Source organism: Streptomyces sp. NPDC047081, from assembly GCF_040643775.1.
In the GTDB taxonomy this organism is placed as follows: Bacteria; Actinomycetota; Actinomycetes; order Streptomycetales; family Streptomycetaceae; genus Streptomyces.
In genome coordinates this window covers 1-16,066 of record NZ_JBEYUY010000029.1, presented here as the reverse complement: position 1 = coordinate 16,066, position 16,066 = coordinate 1, and the positions used below count along the sequence as shown (strand labels likewise).

Genomic DNA, 16,066 nt, shown 5'->3' with positions numbered 1-16,066 from the left:
CGAGTCGTTCGTCAGGCCTTCTTGGTCTCCCAGAAGATCTTGTCGATCTGGGCGATGTAGTCGAGGGCCTTCTGGCCGGTGGCCGGGTCGGTCGAGGCCTTGGCGGCCGACAGGGCCTTCAGGGCGTCGTTGACCAGCTGGTGCAGCTCCGGGTACTTCTCGAAGTGCGGGGGCTTGAAGTAGTCGCTCCAGAGCACCGAGACGTGGTGCTTCGCGAGCTCGGCACGCTGCTCCTTGATGACGGTGGCGCGCGCCTGGAAGTGCGGGTCGTCGTTGCCGGCCATCTTTTCCTGGACGGCCTTCACCGACTCCGCCTCGATGCGGGCCTGGGCCGGGTCGTACACACCGCAGGGCAGGTCGCAGTGTGCGCTGACCTTCACCTTGGGGGCAAACAGGCGGGAAAGCATGGAGCATTCCTTCCTCGTGATCGTCTTCTCAGGTGGGACATTACTCCCTGGGAGAGGGGATTTCGCGAGTGCCCCCATGGGCTTAGGACAAAAGTCCGGGGTCAGACTGAGACTGGTGGATGAACGTACCGGGGAGGTGCCGGGAATGCCGGAGCTGTCGCAGGAGATCGAGCGCGGGCGGGCGTTGCTGCCCTTCGGGGTGGCCGAGGTGACCGGGCCGTCCATGGTGCCCACGCTCCACCACGGGGACCGTCTCGTGGTGCAGTACGGCGCCCGGATCCGGCCCGGGGACGTCGTCGTCCTGCGGCATCCCTTCCAGCAGGACCTGCTGGTCGTCAAGCGGGCCGCCGAGCGGCGCGAGGGCGGCTGGTGGGTGCTCGGCGACAACGCCTACGCGGGCGGCGACAGCACCGACTACGGCACCGTCCCGGAGGACCTGGTGCTCGGCAAGGTCCGCTTCCGCTACCGGCCGCTCAAGGACGGTCAGCGCTCGCCCTTCGCGGCCGTGCGCTGGGCGCTGTCGGCCGCCCGGCCCGTGCTGTCCGACCGGTCGGCCTCCAGGCGCTTGCGGGCCCGGTAGGCGGCCACGTTGGCCCGGGTGGCGCAGCGGTCCGAGCAGTAGCGGCGGGAGCGGTTGGTGGACGTGTCCAGGTAGGCGTTGCGGCACGGCGCCGCCTCGCACAGGCCCAGGCGGTCCACGCCGTACTCGGTGAGGTGGAAGGCCAGGCCCATCGCCGCGATGGCCGCGTAGCCCGCCGTCGCGTTCGACGGGTGGTCGGCCAGGTGCATGTGCCACAGCGGGCGGCCGTCCTCGTCGCGGTGGTCGTGGCCGGAGATCTGGGGGCTGACCGGGAACTCCAGCAGGAGCGAGTTCAGCAGGTTCACGGCGAGGGTCTCGTCGCCGCCGTCCGCGGCCTCGAAGACCGCCCGCAGCCGCGCCCGGACCGAACGGAAGCGCGTGACGTCGGCCTCGGTGGTGCGGCGGGCCGCCTCCTGGCTGCTGCCGAACAGCTCGCGGACGGCCTCCACCGAGGTGAGCACGTCCTTGCCCCGCAGCGGCTCCTCGGTGTTGACGAGACGGACGGCATGGTCCGAGTAATAGGCCAGTTCCACTTGTAGTCCTTACGGAGGGGCTCTATCGTCGTGGGTGCGGTCGGGTAATGACTGCTTGTACTTCCAGGGTATTACGACTGTGTCTGCGGAGGGGGCTTCCATGGCCACGAGCACCGGAACGACCGGAACCGACTGGCAGGCCTGGCAGGAGAGCTGGGACCGGCAGCAGGAGTGGTACATGCCGGACCGCGAGGAGCGGTTCCGCATCATGCTGGACATGGTCGAGGCCCTCGCCGGTTCCGCGCCGCGCGTCCTCGACCTGGCCTGCGGCACGGGCAGCATCACGGCCCGGCTGCTGGCCCGCTTCCCCGACGCCACCAGCACGGGCGTCGACCTCGACCCGGCGCTGCTGGCCATCGCCCGCGGCACCTTCGAGGGCGACGAGCGGGTCTCCTTCGTCACCGCCGACCTCAAGGACCCGGAGTGGACGGCGAGGCTGCCGTACGACTCGTACGACGCCGTCCTGACCGCCACGGCCCTGCACTGGCTGCACAGCGAACCCCTCGCGGCCCTCTACGGTCAGGTCGCGGAACTCGTCCGCGACGGCGGTGTCTTCATGAACGCGGACCACATGATCGACGAGACGACGCCCCGGATCAACGCGGCCGAGCGGGCGCGGCGGCACGCCGGAATGGATCAGGCCAAGCGCGACGGGGCGCTGGACTGGGCCGAGTGGTGGCAGCTCGCCGCGCAGGACCCGGTGCTGGCCGAACCCACCGCCCGCCGCTACGAGATCTACGGCGAGCACGCCGACGGCGACATGCCCTCGCCGGCCTGGCACGCGCGGACGCTGCGCGCGGCGGGCTTCGGGGAGGCCCGGCCGGTGTGGTGCTCGCCCTCGGACACCCTGCTGCTCGCGCTCAAGTAGCCCACCGGGCAAGCGAGAAGGGGCGGTACGGAGTGCCCGTACCGCCCCTTTCCCGTCGTACCGCTAGAGCACCTTGGACAGGAACGCCTGTGTCCGTTCGTGCTGCGGGTTGGTCAGGACCTCGCGCGGGTCGCCGGACTCGACCACCACTCCGCCGTCCATGAAGACCAGGCTGTCGCCGACCTCGCGGGCGAAGCCCATCTCGTGGGTGACGACGACCATCGTCATGCCGGACTCGGCGAGGTCGCGCATGACGTCGAGGACGTCGCCGACCAGCTCCGGGTCGAGGGCCGAGGTCGGCTCGTCGAAGAGCATCAGCTTCGGGTCCATGGCCAAAGCCCGGGCGATGGCGACGCGCTGCTGCTGGCCGCCGGAGAGCTGCGAGGGGTAGTTGCCGGCCTTGTCGGCCAGGCCCACGCGCTCCAGGAGCTGTTGGGCGCGCTCCCTGGCCTCCGCCTTGTTCTGGCCCTTGACCTGGACCGGCGCCTCGATGACGTTCTCCAGCGCGGTCATGTGCGGGAACAGGTTGAAGCGCTGGAAGACCATGCCGATGTCCCGGCGCTTGAGCGCGACCTCGCTGTCCTTGAGCTCGTACAGCTTGTCGCCCTTCTGGCGGTAGCCGACGAGCTCCCCGTCGACGTACAGCCGCCCGGCGTTGACCTTCTCCAGGTGGTTGATGCACCGCAGGAAGGTGGACTTGCCGGAGCCGGAGGGGCCGATCAGGCAGAAGACCTCGCCGGACTTCACCTCCAGGTCGATGCCCTTGAGGACCTCGACCGGGCCGAATGACTTGTGCACGCCCTCGGACTTGACCATGGCGACCGTCGAGTCGGTCATGCCGTGCCTCCCTTCGGGCGGCCGATGGAGAACAGGTTCGCCCGGATCTTCTGCAGGGGCGTCGGCGGCAGGGCGCGGCTGGAGCCGCGCGCGTAGTACCGCTCGATGTAGTACTGGCCCACGCTCAGGACCGAGGTCATGATCAGGTACCAGGCCGCGGCGAGGAAGTACATCTCCACCGGGGCACCGGAGTTCTGGCCGATGTCCTGGGCGTAGCGGAAGAGCTCCGGATACTGGACGGCCGCCACGAGCGAGGTCGTCTTCAGCATGTTGATGACCTCGTTGCCCGTCGGCGGCACGATCACACGCATCGCCTGCGGGATCACGATCCGGCGCAGCGTCTTGCCGTGGCTCATGCCCAGCGCGTGGGCGGCCTCGGTCTGGCCCTCGTCGACGGCGAGCAGGCCGGCGCGGCAGATCTCGGCCATGTACGCCGCCTCGTTGAGGCCGAGGCCGAGCAGCGCCGTCAGCAGCGGCGTCATGAAGTCGGACCAGTAGTTCTTGTAGATCGGCCCGAGGTTGATGTACTCGAAGACCAGGCCCAGGTTGAACCAGAGGAACAGCTGGACCAGGACCGGGGTGCCGCGGAAGAACCAGATGTAGAACCAGGCGATCGACGAGGTCACCGGGTTCTTCGACAGCCGCATGACCGCCAGGCCGATGCCGCCGGCGATGCCGATCAGCATCGACAGGACCGTGAGCAGGAGCGTCTTGTAGACGCCCTTCAGGATCCGGTCGTCGAAGAAGTAGTCGGGGACCGCGTGCCAGTTGATCTTGCCCTGGCCGAACGCGTAGATGATCGCGACCAGGATGCCGATCGCGATCACGGCGGTGACGTACCGCCCGTAGTGCCGGACCGGAATGGCCTTGATGGCCTCCGGTCCGGCCGGGGGCGTGTCCTTCGGCCCCGCCGTCTTGTCGATGTCAGAAGTCACGGGTGTTGCCTCTCAGTGCCCGTCTCGGTGGCCGTGGGCAGGCGTCACTTGCCGCCGTTGATCACGGACTCCTTGACGGCGCCGTCCTCCGCACCCCACTTGTCGAGGATCTTCTGGTACTCGCCGCTCTTGATGACGGCGTTCATCGCGGCCTGGAGCGCGTCGCGCAGCTGGGTGTCGTCCTTGGAGACCGCGATGCCGTACGGGGCCGCCTCGACCTGGTCGCCGACGATCTCGAAGTCCTTGCCGCCGCCCGAGGTCTTCACCGCGTACGCCGCCACCGGGAAGTCGGAGGAGGCCGCGTCGGCGCCGCCGGAGCGCAGCCGGGTCTGGGACTGCTGGTCGTCGTCGAAGGCCTCGATGGTGATCTTCTTGCCGCCGGTGCACTTCTTGGTCTCGGCCTTGGCCAGGTCCTCCGAGACGGTGCCGCGCTCGACCGCGAGCTTCTTGCCGCACAGGTCCGACCACGAGGCGATGTTCTCGGTGTCGCCCTTGCGGGTGTAGATCGAGACACCGGCGGTCAGGTAGTCGACGAAGTCGACGCCCTCGCCGACCTTCTTGCCCGTGTCGGGGTCGACGCCCTCCTGGCGGTTCTTGTTGTCGGTCATCGCGGACATGGCGATGTCGTACCGGTTGGAACGCAGACCGGTGAGCAGCGCGTCGAAGGTGCCGTTCTCGAACTGGAAGGTCACGCCGAGCTGCTTGCCCATCGCGGCGGCCAGGTCCGGGTCGATGCCGACGACCTTGCCGGAGTTGTCCTTGAACTCGACCGGCGCGTACGCGATGTCGGAGCCGACCTTGATGACGCCCTTGTCCTTGATGGCCTGGGGCAGCTTGTCGGCCAGCGGGGCCGAGCTGGTGGAGGCGCTGCTGCTGCCGTTGTCCTTGTCCTTGGTCTGGTCACCGCAGCCGGTGAGGACCAGGGCGCCTGCGACCGCGATCGCACCGACCGCGGCCAGACGGTGGTGCGCGGCGGTGGTACGACGGGTGGAGCTTGCGGTCATTTTGGGTTCCTCCGGCGGATGGGTGGAGTTGCCGATGGGTCGACGAGAACACACACCTTCGGGTGTCGCGACCTCGTGGGTTTACCGCATCTTGCCATTCGGACGGAGCCGTTCAGGGTGCCCACGATGTCAAAATCGGATAACGGGTGACCCTCGAAACGCACCATGTTCGGACATGATGCCCCCGCCATCTGCGGACCTTCTGCGGGAATCCGGCGTTCCGGCCGCAGGATCTTCGCCGCGTCCACGATGCGGACCGGTCCCCGAGGTGTTGATCACTGTTCCCGCAATTGGACTCGTCTTCGGTGCGGTCCGTCCGGTAAGAAGGTTCTTTACACCCCTCATCCGGGGCTCGAGGCGCGTGTGCGGCGCGCCCGTCGCGTATGACCCGTACGCATCAATAGATCGGGGCATATGCGGTCCCGCCCACTTCTCACCAGGAGTGGCCACCCTCAACCAATGAAGACTTAAGGGGTAAACAAAGTGGCAGCGGAGATCGTCAATCCTCGCAGCGACAGCAGTACGGATCAGGAGGGGGCCGAGCCTCTCGATTCCTTCGATCCGGCGTTCGCGCTGCACCGCGGCGGCAAGATGGCCGTGCAGGCCACCGTGCCGGTCCGCGACAAGGACGACCTGTCCCTCGCGTACACGCCCGGCGTCGCGCGGGTGTGCACCGCGATCGCCGAGCAGCCGGAGCTGGTCCACGACTACACGTGGAAGTCGTCCGTGGTGGCCGTCGTCACCGACGGCACGGCGGTGCTCGGGCTCGGCGACATCGGCCCGGAGGCCTCCCTCCCCGTGATGGAGGGCAAGGCCATCCTGTTCAAGCAGTTCGGCGGCGTCGACGCGGTGCCGATCGCGCTCGACTGCACCGGCGTGGACGAGATCGTCGAGACCGTGGTCCGGCTGGCCCCGTCCTTCGGTGGCGTCAACCTGGAGGACATCTCGGCGCCGCGGTGCTTCGAGATCGAGCGCAAGCTCCAGGAGCGGCTGGACATCCCGGTCTTCCACGACGACCAGCACGGTACGGCGGTCGTGACGCTGGCGGCGCTCCGGAACGCCGCGCGGCTGAGCGGCCGGTCCATCGCGGACCTGCGCGCGGTCATCTCGGGCGCCGGCGCGGCCGGTGTCGCCATCGCCAAGATGCTGGTCGAGGCCGGCATCGGGGACGTGGCCGTCGCCGACCGCAAGGGCATCGTGTCGGCCGACCGGGACGACCTGACGGACGTCAAGCGGGAGGTCGCCGGCTTCACCAACAAGGCGGGCCTCAGCGGGTCCCTTGAGGACGCGCTGTCAGGCGCGGACGTCTTCATCGGCGTCTCCGGCGGTACGGTGCCGGAGTCGGCGGTGGCCTCGATGGCGGAGGGCGCGTTCGTCTTCGCCATGGCCAACCCGAACCCGGAGGTGCACCCGGACGTCGCGCACAAGTACGCGGCGGTCGTGGCGACGGGTCGTTCCGACTTCCCGAACCAGATCAACAACGTGCTGGCGTTCCCGGGCATCTTCGCGGGCGCGCTGCAGGTCCGGGCGTCCCGGATCACGGAGGGCATGAAGATCGCGGCGGCGGAGGCGCTGGCCGGGGTCGTCGGTGACGATCTCGCCGCGGACTATGTCATTCCCTCGCCGTTCGACGAGCGGGTGGCGCCGGCGGTTACGGCGGCGGTGGCCGCGGCGGCGAGGGCGGAGGGCGTGGCTCGCCGCTGACGTTGCGTGAAATGGCCCCGTCCGTCCGGGCGGGGCCATTTCTTTACTCACCCGCCCGCCCGTTCGGATGATTGAGGGGCGGGCGTTTGCCGTGGGTGGCGCTCGCCACTGGCGGCCGACGGCCGTGTCATCCACGGCCACGCCGACGCCCGGCCACCTTGCAAGAGGGCGTGTGTCACAGCCCCCTGCCGTACCGCCGGAGGCGAGCGACACCTATCGTCGTTGTCATGTTCGCCGTCTACGCAGCCCGAATCGACCGCGACCAGCCACTCAACGGCCTTGAACTCGGGGACCGTCCCGCTCCCGAGGCCCGTTCCGGCTGGAGTGTCGTCAACGTCAAGGCCGCCTCCCTCAACCACCACGACCTCTGGTCGCTGCGAGGCGTGGGCCTGCCCGAGGAACGACTGCCGATGATCCTCGGCTGCGACGCCGCCGGCGTCGACGAGGACGGCAACGAGGTCGTCCTGCACTCCGTCATCGGCCAGTCCGGTCACGGCGTCGGCCCCAGGGAACCCCGTTCCATCCTCACCGAGCGCTACCAGGGCACCTTCGCCGAGCAGGTCGCCGTACCGACCTGGAACGTCCTGCCCAAGCCCAAGGAACTCTCCTTCGCCGAGGCGGCCTGTCTGCCGACGGCCTGGCTGACGGCGTACCGCATGCTCTTCACCAACGCCGGTGTACGGCCCGGCGACTCGGTCCTCGTCCAGGGCGCGGGCGGCGGTGTCGCCACGGCCGCGATCGTGCTCGGCAAGGCGGCGGGCCTGCGGGTCTTCGCCACCAGCCGGGACGAGGCCAAGCGGAAGCGGGCGGTGGAACTGGGCGCCGTGGAGGCGGTGGAGTCCGGCGCGCGGCTGCCGCAGCGTGTCGACGCCGTCATCGAGACCGTCGGCGCGGCCACCTGGTCGCATTCGATCAAGTCGCTGCGACCCGGCGGCACGCTGGTCATCTCCGGCGCGACGAGTGGCGACCGCCCCTCGCACGCCGAGCTGACCCGCATCTTCTTCCTCGAACTCAAGGTCGTCGGCTCCACCATGGGCACCAAGGACGAGCTGGAGGACCTGCTCTCCTTCTGCGCCGCGACGGGCGTACGCCCCGTCATCGACGAGATCCTCCCGATGGACCGGGCGCGCGAGGGCTTCGAGCGGATGGAGTCCGGCGAACTGTTCGGGAAGGTAGTGCTGACCAACGACTGACGGATTCCGCCCGGACACCGACGGCCGCCCTGTCTCTTCGGGGCGGCCGTCGGCGTTTGTCAACTACGGTTGACGCGGCGCCTTTGTCAACGTAAGTTGACACCATGACCGAAGCAACGGATCTCGCCGAGCGCGCGGGCGACCGCGATCCACGCGTCGGACTGCGCGCCGTCGCCGCACTGCGCAGGCTGCTGGAACAGCTGGAGGCGGTGCAGGTGCGCAGTGCGCGCAATCAGGGCTGGTCGTGGCAGGAGATCGCCGCGGAACTCGGTGTGAGCAGGCAGGCCGTCCACAAGAAGTACGGGAGGCATTGATGTTCGAACGGTTCACGAAGGACGCCCGCGCGGTGGTGCAGGGCGCCGTCGAGCAGGCGGAACGGTCGGGGTCCCGATCCGTCGAGGCCGACCACGTCCTGCTCGCCCTCCTCGACCGCCGTGCGAGCCGCGCCTCCTTCGCGCTCACCTCGCTGGGGGCGGCCGGTGAACGCGCGGAAGCGGTACGGCAGTCCGTCGCCGAGGCGCGCCGCCGCGCGGGCCTCACCCGGGCCGACACCGACGCCCTCGCCGGCCTCGGCATCGACGTGTCGGAGATCGTCGCCCGGGTCGAGGCGGTGCACGGAGCGGGGGCTATGTCCGGCGACCGCCGGGACAAGGGCTGGTGGTCGGGCCGCCGCACCTTCGGCCGCGACGCCAAGACGGTCCTGGAAACCTCCTTGCGTACGGCCGTCGCCCGCGGCGACCGCCACATCGGCGACGAACACATCCTCCTGGCCCTCACGACCCGCCCCGGCGTACCGGCCGAGATCCTGGCCGAACACGGCGTGACGTACGAGGCGTTGATCCGGGTGCTGTACGGGGGAGGGGAGGCCAAGGCGGGCTGAGCGGCCGGCCCTGAACGCAGGCCGCGCCGCCGGGCGGCGACGGGAGCCTCCGGACCGCCCGGCCGGGAAGCCCCTCCCGTCCCCTCCCGTTACGCCTTCGGCGTCCGCAGTATCGCCCCGATGTGCGCCGCCGCCGTCGACAAGTGGCGGCGGGCGTCGCGGAGTTGGTCGTCCGTCACCCCGTGGTCGCGGGCCGCGTCGCGGATGTCGTCGCGGAAGCGGTCGAGCAGGCGGTCCAGGTCGCGGGCCGCGTCCCCGCTGGAGTCCTCGTGCGCCCACGCCGGTTCGTACTCGGCGGGGAAGTCCTCCGGGGTGTACGAGTACTCGGCCCCCGGCTCCGACGCCCCCGGCTCCGACGCCGCCGCACCCGCGCCCTTCCCCGTCGTACCGCTTCCGCCCCTTCCGAAGCCGAAGTCCTTCCCGAGCCCCTTGCCGAAGTCCTTCCCGAAGTCGCCGAACTCCTTGGCCAGTTCGGTCAGGCCCTCCCGTACGCCCGTCGGCCAGTCGCCCCGCGCGAAGTGGTCCTGGACCTGATCCTGGACCCGCTTGGCGATGCGCTGCAGCTCCTCCTGCGCCTGCTCCCGGGCCCGCTCCTGCGCCTCCTTGGCCTGGCGCCGGGCCCGCTGGGCCTCCTCGCGGGCGCGGCGGCTCTCGTCCTTGGCACGCCGGGCCTGCTCCTTCCACTCCTGCTTGACCCGCCGCATCTCCTCCTTGGCGGCACGCCAGGCCTCCTTGTCGGCGTAGTCCGCGAAGTCGCCGAGAGGGCCGTCCTTCTCGCCGTGGCCCTTGCCGCCGGGGGCGCGCCTGGCCTCCGACGCGGCGGCCCGCATCTCGCGCCGCAGATCACCCGCCGCGCCCCGTACGTCGGCCCGGATCTCCGCCGCGAGCTCCGCGACCGACTCCCGGATCTCCAGCTCCAGGTCTGCCAACTCGCCGCTGCGGTCGGCCAGTTCGGCCCGCCCCGCGTCCGTGATGGCGTACACCTTGCGGCCGCCCTCGGTGGTGTGGGTGACCAGGCCCTCGGCCTCCAGCTTGGCCAGGCGGGGGTAGACGGTGCCCGCCGACGGTGCGTACAGCCCCTGGAACCGCTCCTCCAGGAGGCGGATCACCTCGTAACCATGGCGCGGGGCCTCGTCCAGCAGCTTCAGCAGGTAGAGGCGGAGGCGGCCATGGGCGAACACGGGGGGCATGTCAGAGCACCTTCTTGTCGGTCGTGCCGTCGGCCGGGGCGTCACGGGAACCGTCGTCGGCGCCGTCGCCCTGGCCGGAAGCGGAATTGTCCCCCGAGTCGCTGTGTCCCTCGTCGGGCGGGGTGTCCGCCGGGCCCGCGTCGGCGTTCGGTCCCGTGTTGGTCTCCGGGCCTGCTTCGGTCCTCGGTCCCGCGTCGGCCCCCGGTCCCGCGTCCTCCACCACCGGACCGATGTCCTCGGGGTCCACGTCCCATGGCTCGTCCTCCGCCGCGGGCCGCCGCAGCAGGGCGATCGAGCCCGAGACCGTCGTCGCCTTCAGGCTGCCGTTGCCCGAGCCGAGGCGGCCGGTGATCCGCTTGGCGCCCCACTGGCCGCTGACCCGCAGGTCCTCGAAGGCGTTCGACACCGTGCCGCTCGCGGTGTTCGCCTCCACCTCCGCGTCGGCCGGGTGGGGCAGCCGGATGGCGATCTCGCCGGAGACGCTGGTCAGGTTGATGTCGGTCGGACGGCTCGCCGGGTCCAGGTCGACGATCATCGAGCCGCTCACCGAGTCCGCCTTGACCGAGGAGCCCGCCTCGACGACGGTCAGATCCCCCGAGACGGAGTTGAAACGGAGGTCTCCACGCAGCGCCTGCGCCTCCACGTTCCCCGAGACGGTGTCCGCGCGGACCCTGCCGGTGAGCCCCACGAGTGTCGTGTCCCCGGTGACGCCCTTCACCTCCGCGTGCCCGTCGATCCCGGACACCACGGCCGCGGCACCGACGACGCCCACCTCGACGCGCGTCTCGGTCGGCACGGCGAGGGAGACGACGGCACTGCGCCGCCACCCCTTCCGGTCGAGCCACTTGAGGAAGCCCTTCCAGGGCAGGTCGTCGTACGCCACCGTGAGCGTGCCGCCCTGCTGGGTCACCACCAGGGGTGGCCCCTCGATCTGCGAGACCTCCAGGCGCGCGGAACCTTCTTCCGTGCCCACCACGTTCACCGTTCCGTTGACGATGCGTACGTGGAGCTCCCTCACGGGCTCTTCGAACGTGAGCTTCCTCGGCTCTGCGAGGGACCACTCGGACATGGTGCAGACCTCCCCGTCGTAACGCGCCATATCGCGTCTCCTGCAATTCACGATATATCGCGGACGTCGAAAGTCAAGACACTCTTTCCAGGGATGCTGTCGCCTTGAAGTTGACCGCGACGCCAAATGCAGCGAAGAGCCATGAATCGCCATACTTTGTGACCATGTCGACGGAAGATCCCCGCTCAGGCCCCGCCGGTCCTGCCGGCCCCGCCGGTCCCGCCGCCGGCGCCCTGCTGCTCTGCCGCGCCGAGCCCGAGACCGTCGCCCCCGCCGCCCACCTGCTGCGCGAACCCATGCTGCTGACCGGCGCCGGTGACACCTGGAGCGTCCTGGTCCCCGAGGGCAAGCCGTGGCTGCACGGCGGCGAGCCCGTGGACCGCGTCCTGACCGGCTGGGCCACCGCTCTGGCCGTCGGCGCCCCCTGGCCCGTACTCGCCCTGTGGTGGGACGCGGACCGCGCCGGCTACACCCTCGCCTCCGGCTTCCGCCGACCCGTCGGCTACGTCTGGCTCACCAACGGCACCCCGGCCGGCGAGGACGAGGCGATGCGCACCTTCGCGGCCCGCCTGGGCCTCGACCCGGTCCTGGACGTCCAGTCCCTGGACCACCTGACGAAACCGGACCCCACGGCCGACGCCCGAGCCCGCCTCCGCGGCCTCCTCGCCGTCCTCACCCACGCGGGCGTCACCCTCCCCACGGGTCTCACTCCCGGCGACCCCGCCGACCGCCTCCACGAGGTCGCCCGCGCCCGGCGAGATGTCCGCTCGGTGGAGTGGCCGGGCTGGCGGGAAGCGGTACGGGCGGAACTGGACGCGGTCGAGGGCACCCGCCTGGGCCCCTGGCTCCCCGGCTCCGGCACACCCCGCTCCCGCGCCCTGGCCCTGGCCCAGGTGACAGCGGGCCTCCCGTTGACGATCTGGGGCCTACGGCACCGCAGCGGCGGCTGGGCTGTGGCGGGGGCGCTGCTGCTGGCGCACGGGGCGCTGGGACTGACGTACGAACTGATGCGGCCGAGAGACTGAAACCCACGAAGCCGCCCCCGAAATCCCAGAAGGCGCCTCCGAAAACCCAAAAAGGCGCCCCCGAAGAGGCGCCCCGTGTCGAACCGGCCTACTCGTCGTCGTCCTCGTCGTCCAGCCGCGCCAGCCACGTCGCCAGCCGCTCCACCGGCACCTCGAAGTCCGGATTGAGGTCGACGAACGTACGCAGCTGCTCGGCCAGCCACTCGAAGCTGACCTCCTCCTCGCCGCGCCGCTTCTCCAGCTCTTCGATGCCTCGGTCGGTGAAGTACATGGCTCAAGGATAAGTGCGCGCAAACGGCCGGGCCGCACCCCCTGAAGAGGGGTGCGGCCCGGTCATGAACAGCCTTCGAGAGCGGTTACGCCTCGAACACCTCACGCACCAACTGCTCCTGCTCGGCTTGGTGCCGCTTCGCGGAACCGACGGCCGGGGACGAGCTGTGCGGGCGCGAGATGCGGCGCAGGCGCTCGCCGTGCGGGACGTCCGCGCCGACCGCCAGGTCCAGGTGGTCGATCAGGTTGAGGGCGATGAAGGGCCACGCGCCCTGGTTCGCCGGCTCCTCCTGGGCCCACAGGTACTTCTCGACGTTCGGGTACTTCGCGATCTCCGCCTGAAGCTCCGCACCCGGCAGCGGGTACAGCCGCTCGACGCGGACGATCGCGATGTCCGTGGCGCCGCGCTTCGTGCGCTCCGCCTCCAGGTCGTAGTACAGCTTGCCCGCGACGAAGACGACCTTGCGGACCGCGGACGGGTCCACGGTCGTGTCGCCGATGACGGGGCGGAACTGGCCCGACGTGAACTCCTCCGTCTTCGACGCGGCGGCCTTGAGGCGCAGCATCGACTTCGGGGTGAAGACCACCAGCGGCTTGTGGTGCGGGTTGTGCACCTGCCACCGCAGGAGGTGGAAGTAGTTCGACGGGAGGGTCGGCGCCGCGACCGTCATGTTGTTCTGGGCGCACAGCTGCAGGAAGCGCTCGATCCGGGCCGAGGAGTGGTCCGGGCCCTGGCCCTCGTAGCCGTGCGGGAGGAGCAGGGTGACGCCGGACGTCTGGCCCCACTTCTGCTCCGCCGCCGAGATGTACTCGTCGACGATTGTCTGCGCGCCGTTGACGAAGTCGCCGAACTGGGCCTCCCACAGCACGAGCGCGTCGGGGCGGGCCAGCGAGTAGCCGTACTCGAAGCCCATGACCGCGTACTCGGACAGGAGGGAGTTGTAGACGTTGTAGCGGGCCTGGTCCTCGGCGAGGTACTGGAGCGGGGTGTGCTCCTCGCCCGTCTCGCGGTCGATGAGGACCGCGTGCCGCTGGCCGAAGGTGCCGCGCTGGGAGTCCTGGCCCGACAGGCGGACCGGGGTGCCCTCCAGGAGCAGGGAGCCGACGGCGAGCGTCTCGCCCATGCCCCAGTCGATCGTGCCGTCCTCGACCATCGCCGCCCGGCGCTGCAGCTGCGGCAGCAGACGCGGGTGGACGTGGAACGAGTCCGGGATGTTGACCTGCGACTCGGCGATCCGCTTCACGGTCTCGGTGGAGATCGCGGTGTTCACGGCGACCGGGAACTCGGCCTGCGGGTCGGAGACCGGGCCGGCGGTGGGCTGGGCCGTGACGGCCTCGCGGACCTCCGTGAAGACCTTCTCCAGCTGGCCCTGGTAGTCCTGAAGGGCCTGCTCGGCCTCTTCCAGCGTGATGTCGCCCCGGCCGATCAGCGACTCGGTGTACAGCTTGCGCACCGAGCGCTTCTTGTCGATCAGGTCGTACATCAGCGGCTGCGTGAACGCCGGGTTGTCCGACTCGTTGTGACCGCGGCGGCGGTAGCAGATGAGGTCGATCACCACGTCCTTGTTGAACGCCTGGCGGAACTCGAAGGCCAGGCGAGCGACACGCACGACCGCCTCCGGGTCGTCGCCGTTCACGTGGAAGATCGGGGCCTCGATCATGCGGGCCACGTCGGTGGCGTACATGGAGGAGCGCGAGGACTCGGGCGCCGCCGTGAAGCCGACCTGGTTGTTGATGACGATGTGGACCGTGCCGCCGGTGCGGTAGCCGCGCAGCTGCGACATGTTCAGGGTCTCGGCCACCACGCCCTGGCCCGCGAAGGCCGCGTCACCGTGCAGCGCGACCGGCAGGACCGTGAAGTCCGTGCCGCCCTTGTTGATGATGTCCTGCTTGGCGCGGGCGATGCCCTCGATGACCGGGTCGACCGTCTCCAGGTGGGACGGGTTCGCGGCCAGCGAGACCTTGATCTGCTCGCCGTCCAGGCCCGTGAAGGTGCCCTCGGCGCCCAGGTGGTACTTCACGTCGCCGGAGCCGTGCATCGACTTCGGGTCGAGGTTGCCCTCGAACTCGCGGAAGATCTGCGCGTACGACTTGCCGACGATGTTCGCGAGAACGTTCAGGCGGCCCCGGTGGGCCATGCCGATGACGACCTCGTCGAGACGGGACTCGGCCGCGCTGTCCAGCACCGCGTCCAGCAGCGGGATGACGGACTCGCCGCCCTCCAGGCTGAAGCGCTTCTGGCCGACGTACTTCGTCTGCAGGAAGGTCTCGAAGGCCTCCGCCGCGTTCAGGCGGCGCAGGATGCGCAGCTGCTCCTCGCGCTCCGGCTTGGAGTGCGGGCGCTCCACGCGGTCCTGGATCCACTTGCGCTGCTTCGGGTCCTGGATGTGCATGAACTCGATGCCGGTGGTGCGGCAGTACGAGTCGCGCAGCACGCCGAGGATGTCGCGCAGCTTCATCATCGACTTGCCGGCGAAGCCGCCGACGGCGAACTCGCGCTCCAGGTCCCAGAGCGTGAGGCCGTGCTCGGTGATGTCCAGGTCGGGGTGCTTGCGCTGGCGGTACTCCAGCGGGTCGGTGTCGGCCATGACATGGCCGCGGACCCGGTAGGAGTGGATCAGCTCGAAGACGCGGGCGGCCTTGGTGACGTCGTCGTCGTGCGAGGCGTCGATGTCCTTGAGCCAGCGGACCGGCTCGTAGGGGATGCGCAGCGACTCGAAGATCTCGTCGTAGAAGCCGCCTTCGCCGAGCAGCAGGTTCGCGACGATCCGCAGGAACTCGCCGGAGGCGGCGCCCTGGATGACCCGGTGGTCGTAGGTCGACGTGAGCGTCATGACCTTCGAGATGCCGAGCTTGTTCAGGGTGTCCTGGCTCGTGCCCTGGAATTCGGCCGGGTAGTCCATGGAGCCGACGCCCATGATGACCGACTGGCCGGGCATCAGACGCGGGACCGAGTGGACGGTGCCGAGGCCGCCGGGGTTGGTCAGGGAGACCGTGACGCCCGTGAAGTCGTCCATCGTCAGCTTGCCGTCGCGGGCGCGGCGGACGATGTCCTCGTAGGCCTGCCAGAACTCGAAGAAGTTCAGCGTCTCGGCCTTCTTGATGCCCGCCACGACCAGCTGGCGGTCGCCGTTCGGCTTCACCAGGTCGATGGCGAGGCCGAAGTTGACGTGGGCCGGCTTGACCAGGGTCGGCTTGCCGTCCTTCTCCGCGAAGGAGTAGTTCATCGACGGCATCGCCTTGATGGCCTGCACCATCGCGTAGCCGATCAGGTGCGTGAAGGAGATCTTCCCGCCCCGGGCGCGCTTGAGGTGGTTGTTGATGACGATGCGGTTGTCGAACAGCAGCTTCACCGGGACCGCGCGGACCGAGGTGGCGGTCGGCAGCTCCAGCGAGGCGTTCATGTTCTTCGCGACGGCGGCGGCCGGGCCGCGCAGGGTCACCAGCTCGGGGCCGTCGGCGGCCTCGGTCGCGGGCGCGGCCTTGGCGGCCTCACTCCGGGGCACTCGGCTTGCGGTCCCACTTCACGGTGTAGGTGATGCTGCTCCCGGCAGGCGCCCGGAACAGCAGA

At 69.9% G+C, this 16,066-nt stretch carries 16 protein-coding genes; 7 read left to right on the top strand and 9 right to left on the bottom strand.

The annotated features are described in order from the left end of the window. Positions 1-11: 11 nt before the first annotated feature. On the bottom strand, positions 12-407 hold the full coding sequence (sodN, locus tag ABZ848_RS38925) for a superoxide dismutase, Ni (protein ID WP_023546844.1): 396 nt from the start codon (positions 405-407) through the stop codon (positions 12-14). Between the two features lie 145 nt (positions 408-552). On the opposite strand from sodN, the gene sodX reads away from it, so the two are divergent. Beyond that, entirely contained in the window at positions 553-987 is a 435-nt protein-coding gene (gene sodX / locus ABZ848_RS38920; RefSeq protein ID WP_360839852.1) for a nickel-type superoxide dismutase maturation protease, read from the top strand. On the opposite strand, the gene ABZ848_RS38915 is transcribed toward sodX, so the two are convergent. After that, positions 891-1,520 (bottom strand): CGNR zinc finger domain-containing protein, encoded by a 630-nt coding sequence (locus tag ABZ848_RS38915; RefSeq protein WP_360839695.1) that lies wholly within the window; start codon positions 1,518-1,520, stop codon positions 891-893. The two genes, sodX and ABZ848_RS38915, sit on opposite strands and share 97 nt — an antisense overlap. A gap of 100 nt (positions 1,521-1,620) precedes the next feature. Here ABZ848_RS38915 and ABZ848_RS38910 point away from each other — a divergent pair, with 100 nt between their 5' ends. Further along, positions 1,621-2,388 carry a class I SAM-dependent methyltransferase gene (locus ABZ848_RS38910; RefSeq protein WP_360839693.1) on the top strand — a complete coding sequence of 256 codons (768 nt, stop codon included), beginning with the start codon at positions 1,621-1,623 and terminating at the stop codon, positions 2,386-2,388. 63 nt (positions 2,389-2,451) lie between these two features. Here the strand turns inward: ABZ848_RS38910 and ABZ848_RS38905 are convergent, their stop codons facing one another. The 3 genes from ABZ848_RS38905 to ABZ848_RS38895 are packed head-to-tail and all read right to left on the bottom strand — an operon-like array spanning position 2,452 to position 5,164. Further along, complete coding sequence (locus ABZ848_RS38905) at positions 2,452-3,225, bottom strand: amino acid ABC transporter ATP-binding protein (RefSeq protein WP_360839691.1); 774 nt, start codon at positions 3,223-3,225, stop codon at positions 2,452-2,454. Beyond that, a complete protein-coding gene (locus tag ABZ848_RS38900; RefSeq protein ID WP_360839689.1) occupies positions 3,222-4,160 on the bottom strand; it encodes an amino acid ABC transporter permease in 939 nt (312 codons plus the stop codon). The genes ABZ848_RS38905 and ABZ848_RS38900 overlap by 4 nt, the downstream gene beginning before the upstream one ends. Before the next feature lie 44 nt (positions 4,161-4,204). Continuing rightward, the gene (locus ABZ848_RS38895; RefSeq protein WP_360839687.1) at positions 4,205-5,164 is read right to left on the bottom strand and encodes an ABC transporter substrate-binding protein; all 960 of its coding nucleotides are present in this window, start codon (positions 5,162-5,164) and stop codon (positions 4,205-4,207) included. A gap of 483 nt (positions 5,165-5,647) precedes the next feature. Here ABZ848_RS38895 and ABZ848_RS38890 point away from each other — a divergent pair, with 483 nt between their 5' ends. The 4 genes from ABZ848_RS38890 to ABZ848_RS38875 all read left to right on the top strand — a co-directional run bounded on the left by ABZ848_RS38890 (position 5,648) and on the right by ABZ848_RS38875 (position 8,941). Then, positions 5,648-6,868, top strand: coding sequence for an NADP-dependent malic enzyme (locus tag ABZ848_RS38890; protein ID WP_360839685.1), 1,221 nt, complete (start codon positions 5,648-5,650; stop codon positions 6,866-6,868). Between the two features lie 227 nt (positions 6,869-7,095). Then, a complete protein-coding gene (locus tag ABZ848_RS38885; protein ID WP_360839683.1) occupies positions 7,096-8,061 on the top strand; it encodes a zinc-binding dehydrogenase in 966 nt (321 codons plus the stop codon). 104 nt (positions 8,062-8,165) lie between these two features. Further along, on the top strand, positions 8,166-8,375 hold the full coding sequence (locus ABZ848_RS38880) for an HTH domain-containing protein (RefSeq protein WP_016437953.1): 210 nt from the start codon (positions 8,166-8,168) through the stop codon (positions 8,373-8,375). Then, the gene (locus ABZ848_RS38875) at positions 8,375-8,941 is read left to right on the top strand and encodes a Clp protease N-terminal domain-containing protein (protein WP_360839681.1); all 567 of its coding nucleotides are present in this window, start codon (positions 8,375-8,377) and stop codon (positions 8,939-8,941) included. The genes ABZ848_RS38880 and ABZ848_RS38875 overlap by 1 nt, the downstream gene beginning before the upstream one ends. Positions 8,942-9,030: 89 nt before the next feature. Here the strand turns inward: ABZ848_RS38875 and ABZ848_RS38870 are convergent, their stop codons facing one another. Both ABZ848_RS38870 and ABZ848_RS38865 read right to left on the bottom strand, forming a co-directional pair. Beyond that, a complete protein-coding gene (locus ABZ848_RS38870) occupies positions 9,031-10,131 on the bottom strand; it encodes a helix-turn-helix transcriptional regulator (RefSeq protein WP_360839679.1) in 1,101 nt (366 codons plus the stop codon). A 1-nt stretch (position 10,132) separates the two neighbouring features. After that, a complete protein-coding gene (locus ABZ848_RS38865) occupies positions 10,133-11,200 on the bottom strand; it encodes a DUF4097 family beta strand repeat-containing protein (protein ID WP_360839850.1) in 1,068 nt (355 codons plus the stop codon). A gap of 164 nt (positions 11,201-11,364) precedes the next feature. On the opposite strand from ABZ848_RS38865, the gene ABZ848_RS38860 reads away from it, so the two are divergent. Further along, complete coding sequence (locus ABZ848_RS38860) at positions 11,365-12,225, top strand: hypothetical protein (protein ID WP_360839677.1); 861 nt, start codon at positions 11,365-11,367, stop codon at positions 12,223-12,225. A gap of 88 nt (positions 12,226-12,313) precedes the next feature. On the opposite strand, the gene ABZ848_RS38855 is transcribed toward ABZ848_RS38860, so the two are convergent. Then, entirely contained in the window at positions 12,314-12,496 is a 183-nt protein-coding gene (locus ABZ848_RS38855) for a DUF6104 family protein (RefSeq protein ID WP_164434833.1), read from the bottom strand. A gap of 85 nt (positions 12,497-12,581) precedes the next feature. Further along, the gene (locus ABZ848_RS38850) at positions 12,582-16,001 is read right to left on the bottom strand and encodes a multifunctional oxoglutarate decarboxylase/oxoglutarate dehydrogenase thiamine pyrophosphate-binding subunit/dihydrolipoyllysine-residue succinyltransferase subunit (RefSeq protein ID WP_360839675.1); all 3,420 of its coding nucleotides are present in this window, start codon (positions 15,999-16,001) and stop codon (positions 12,582-12,584) included. Positions 16,002-16,066: the final 65 nt, after the last annotated feature.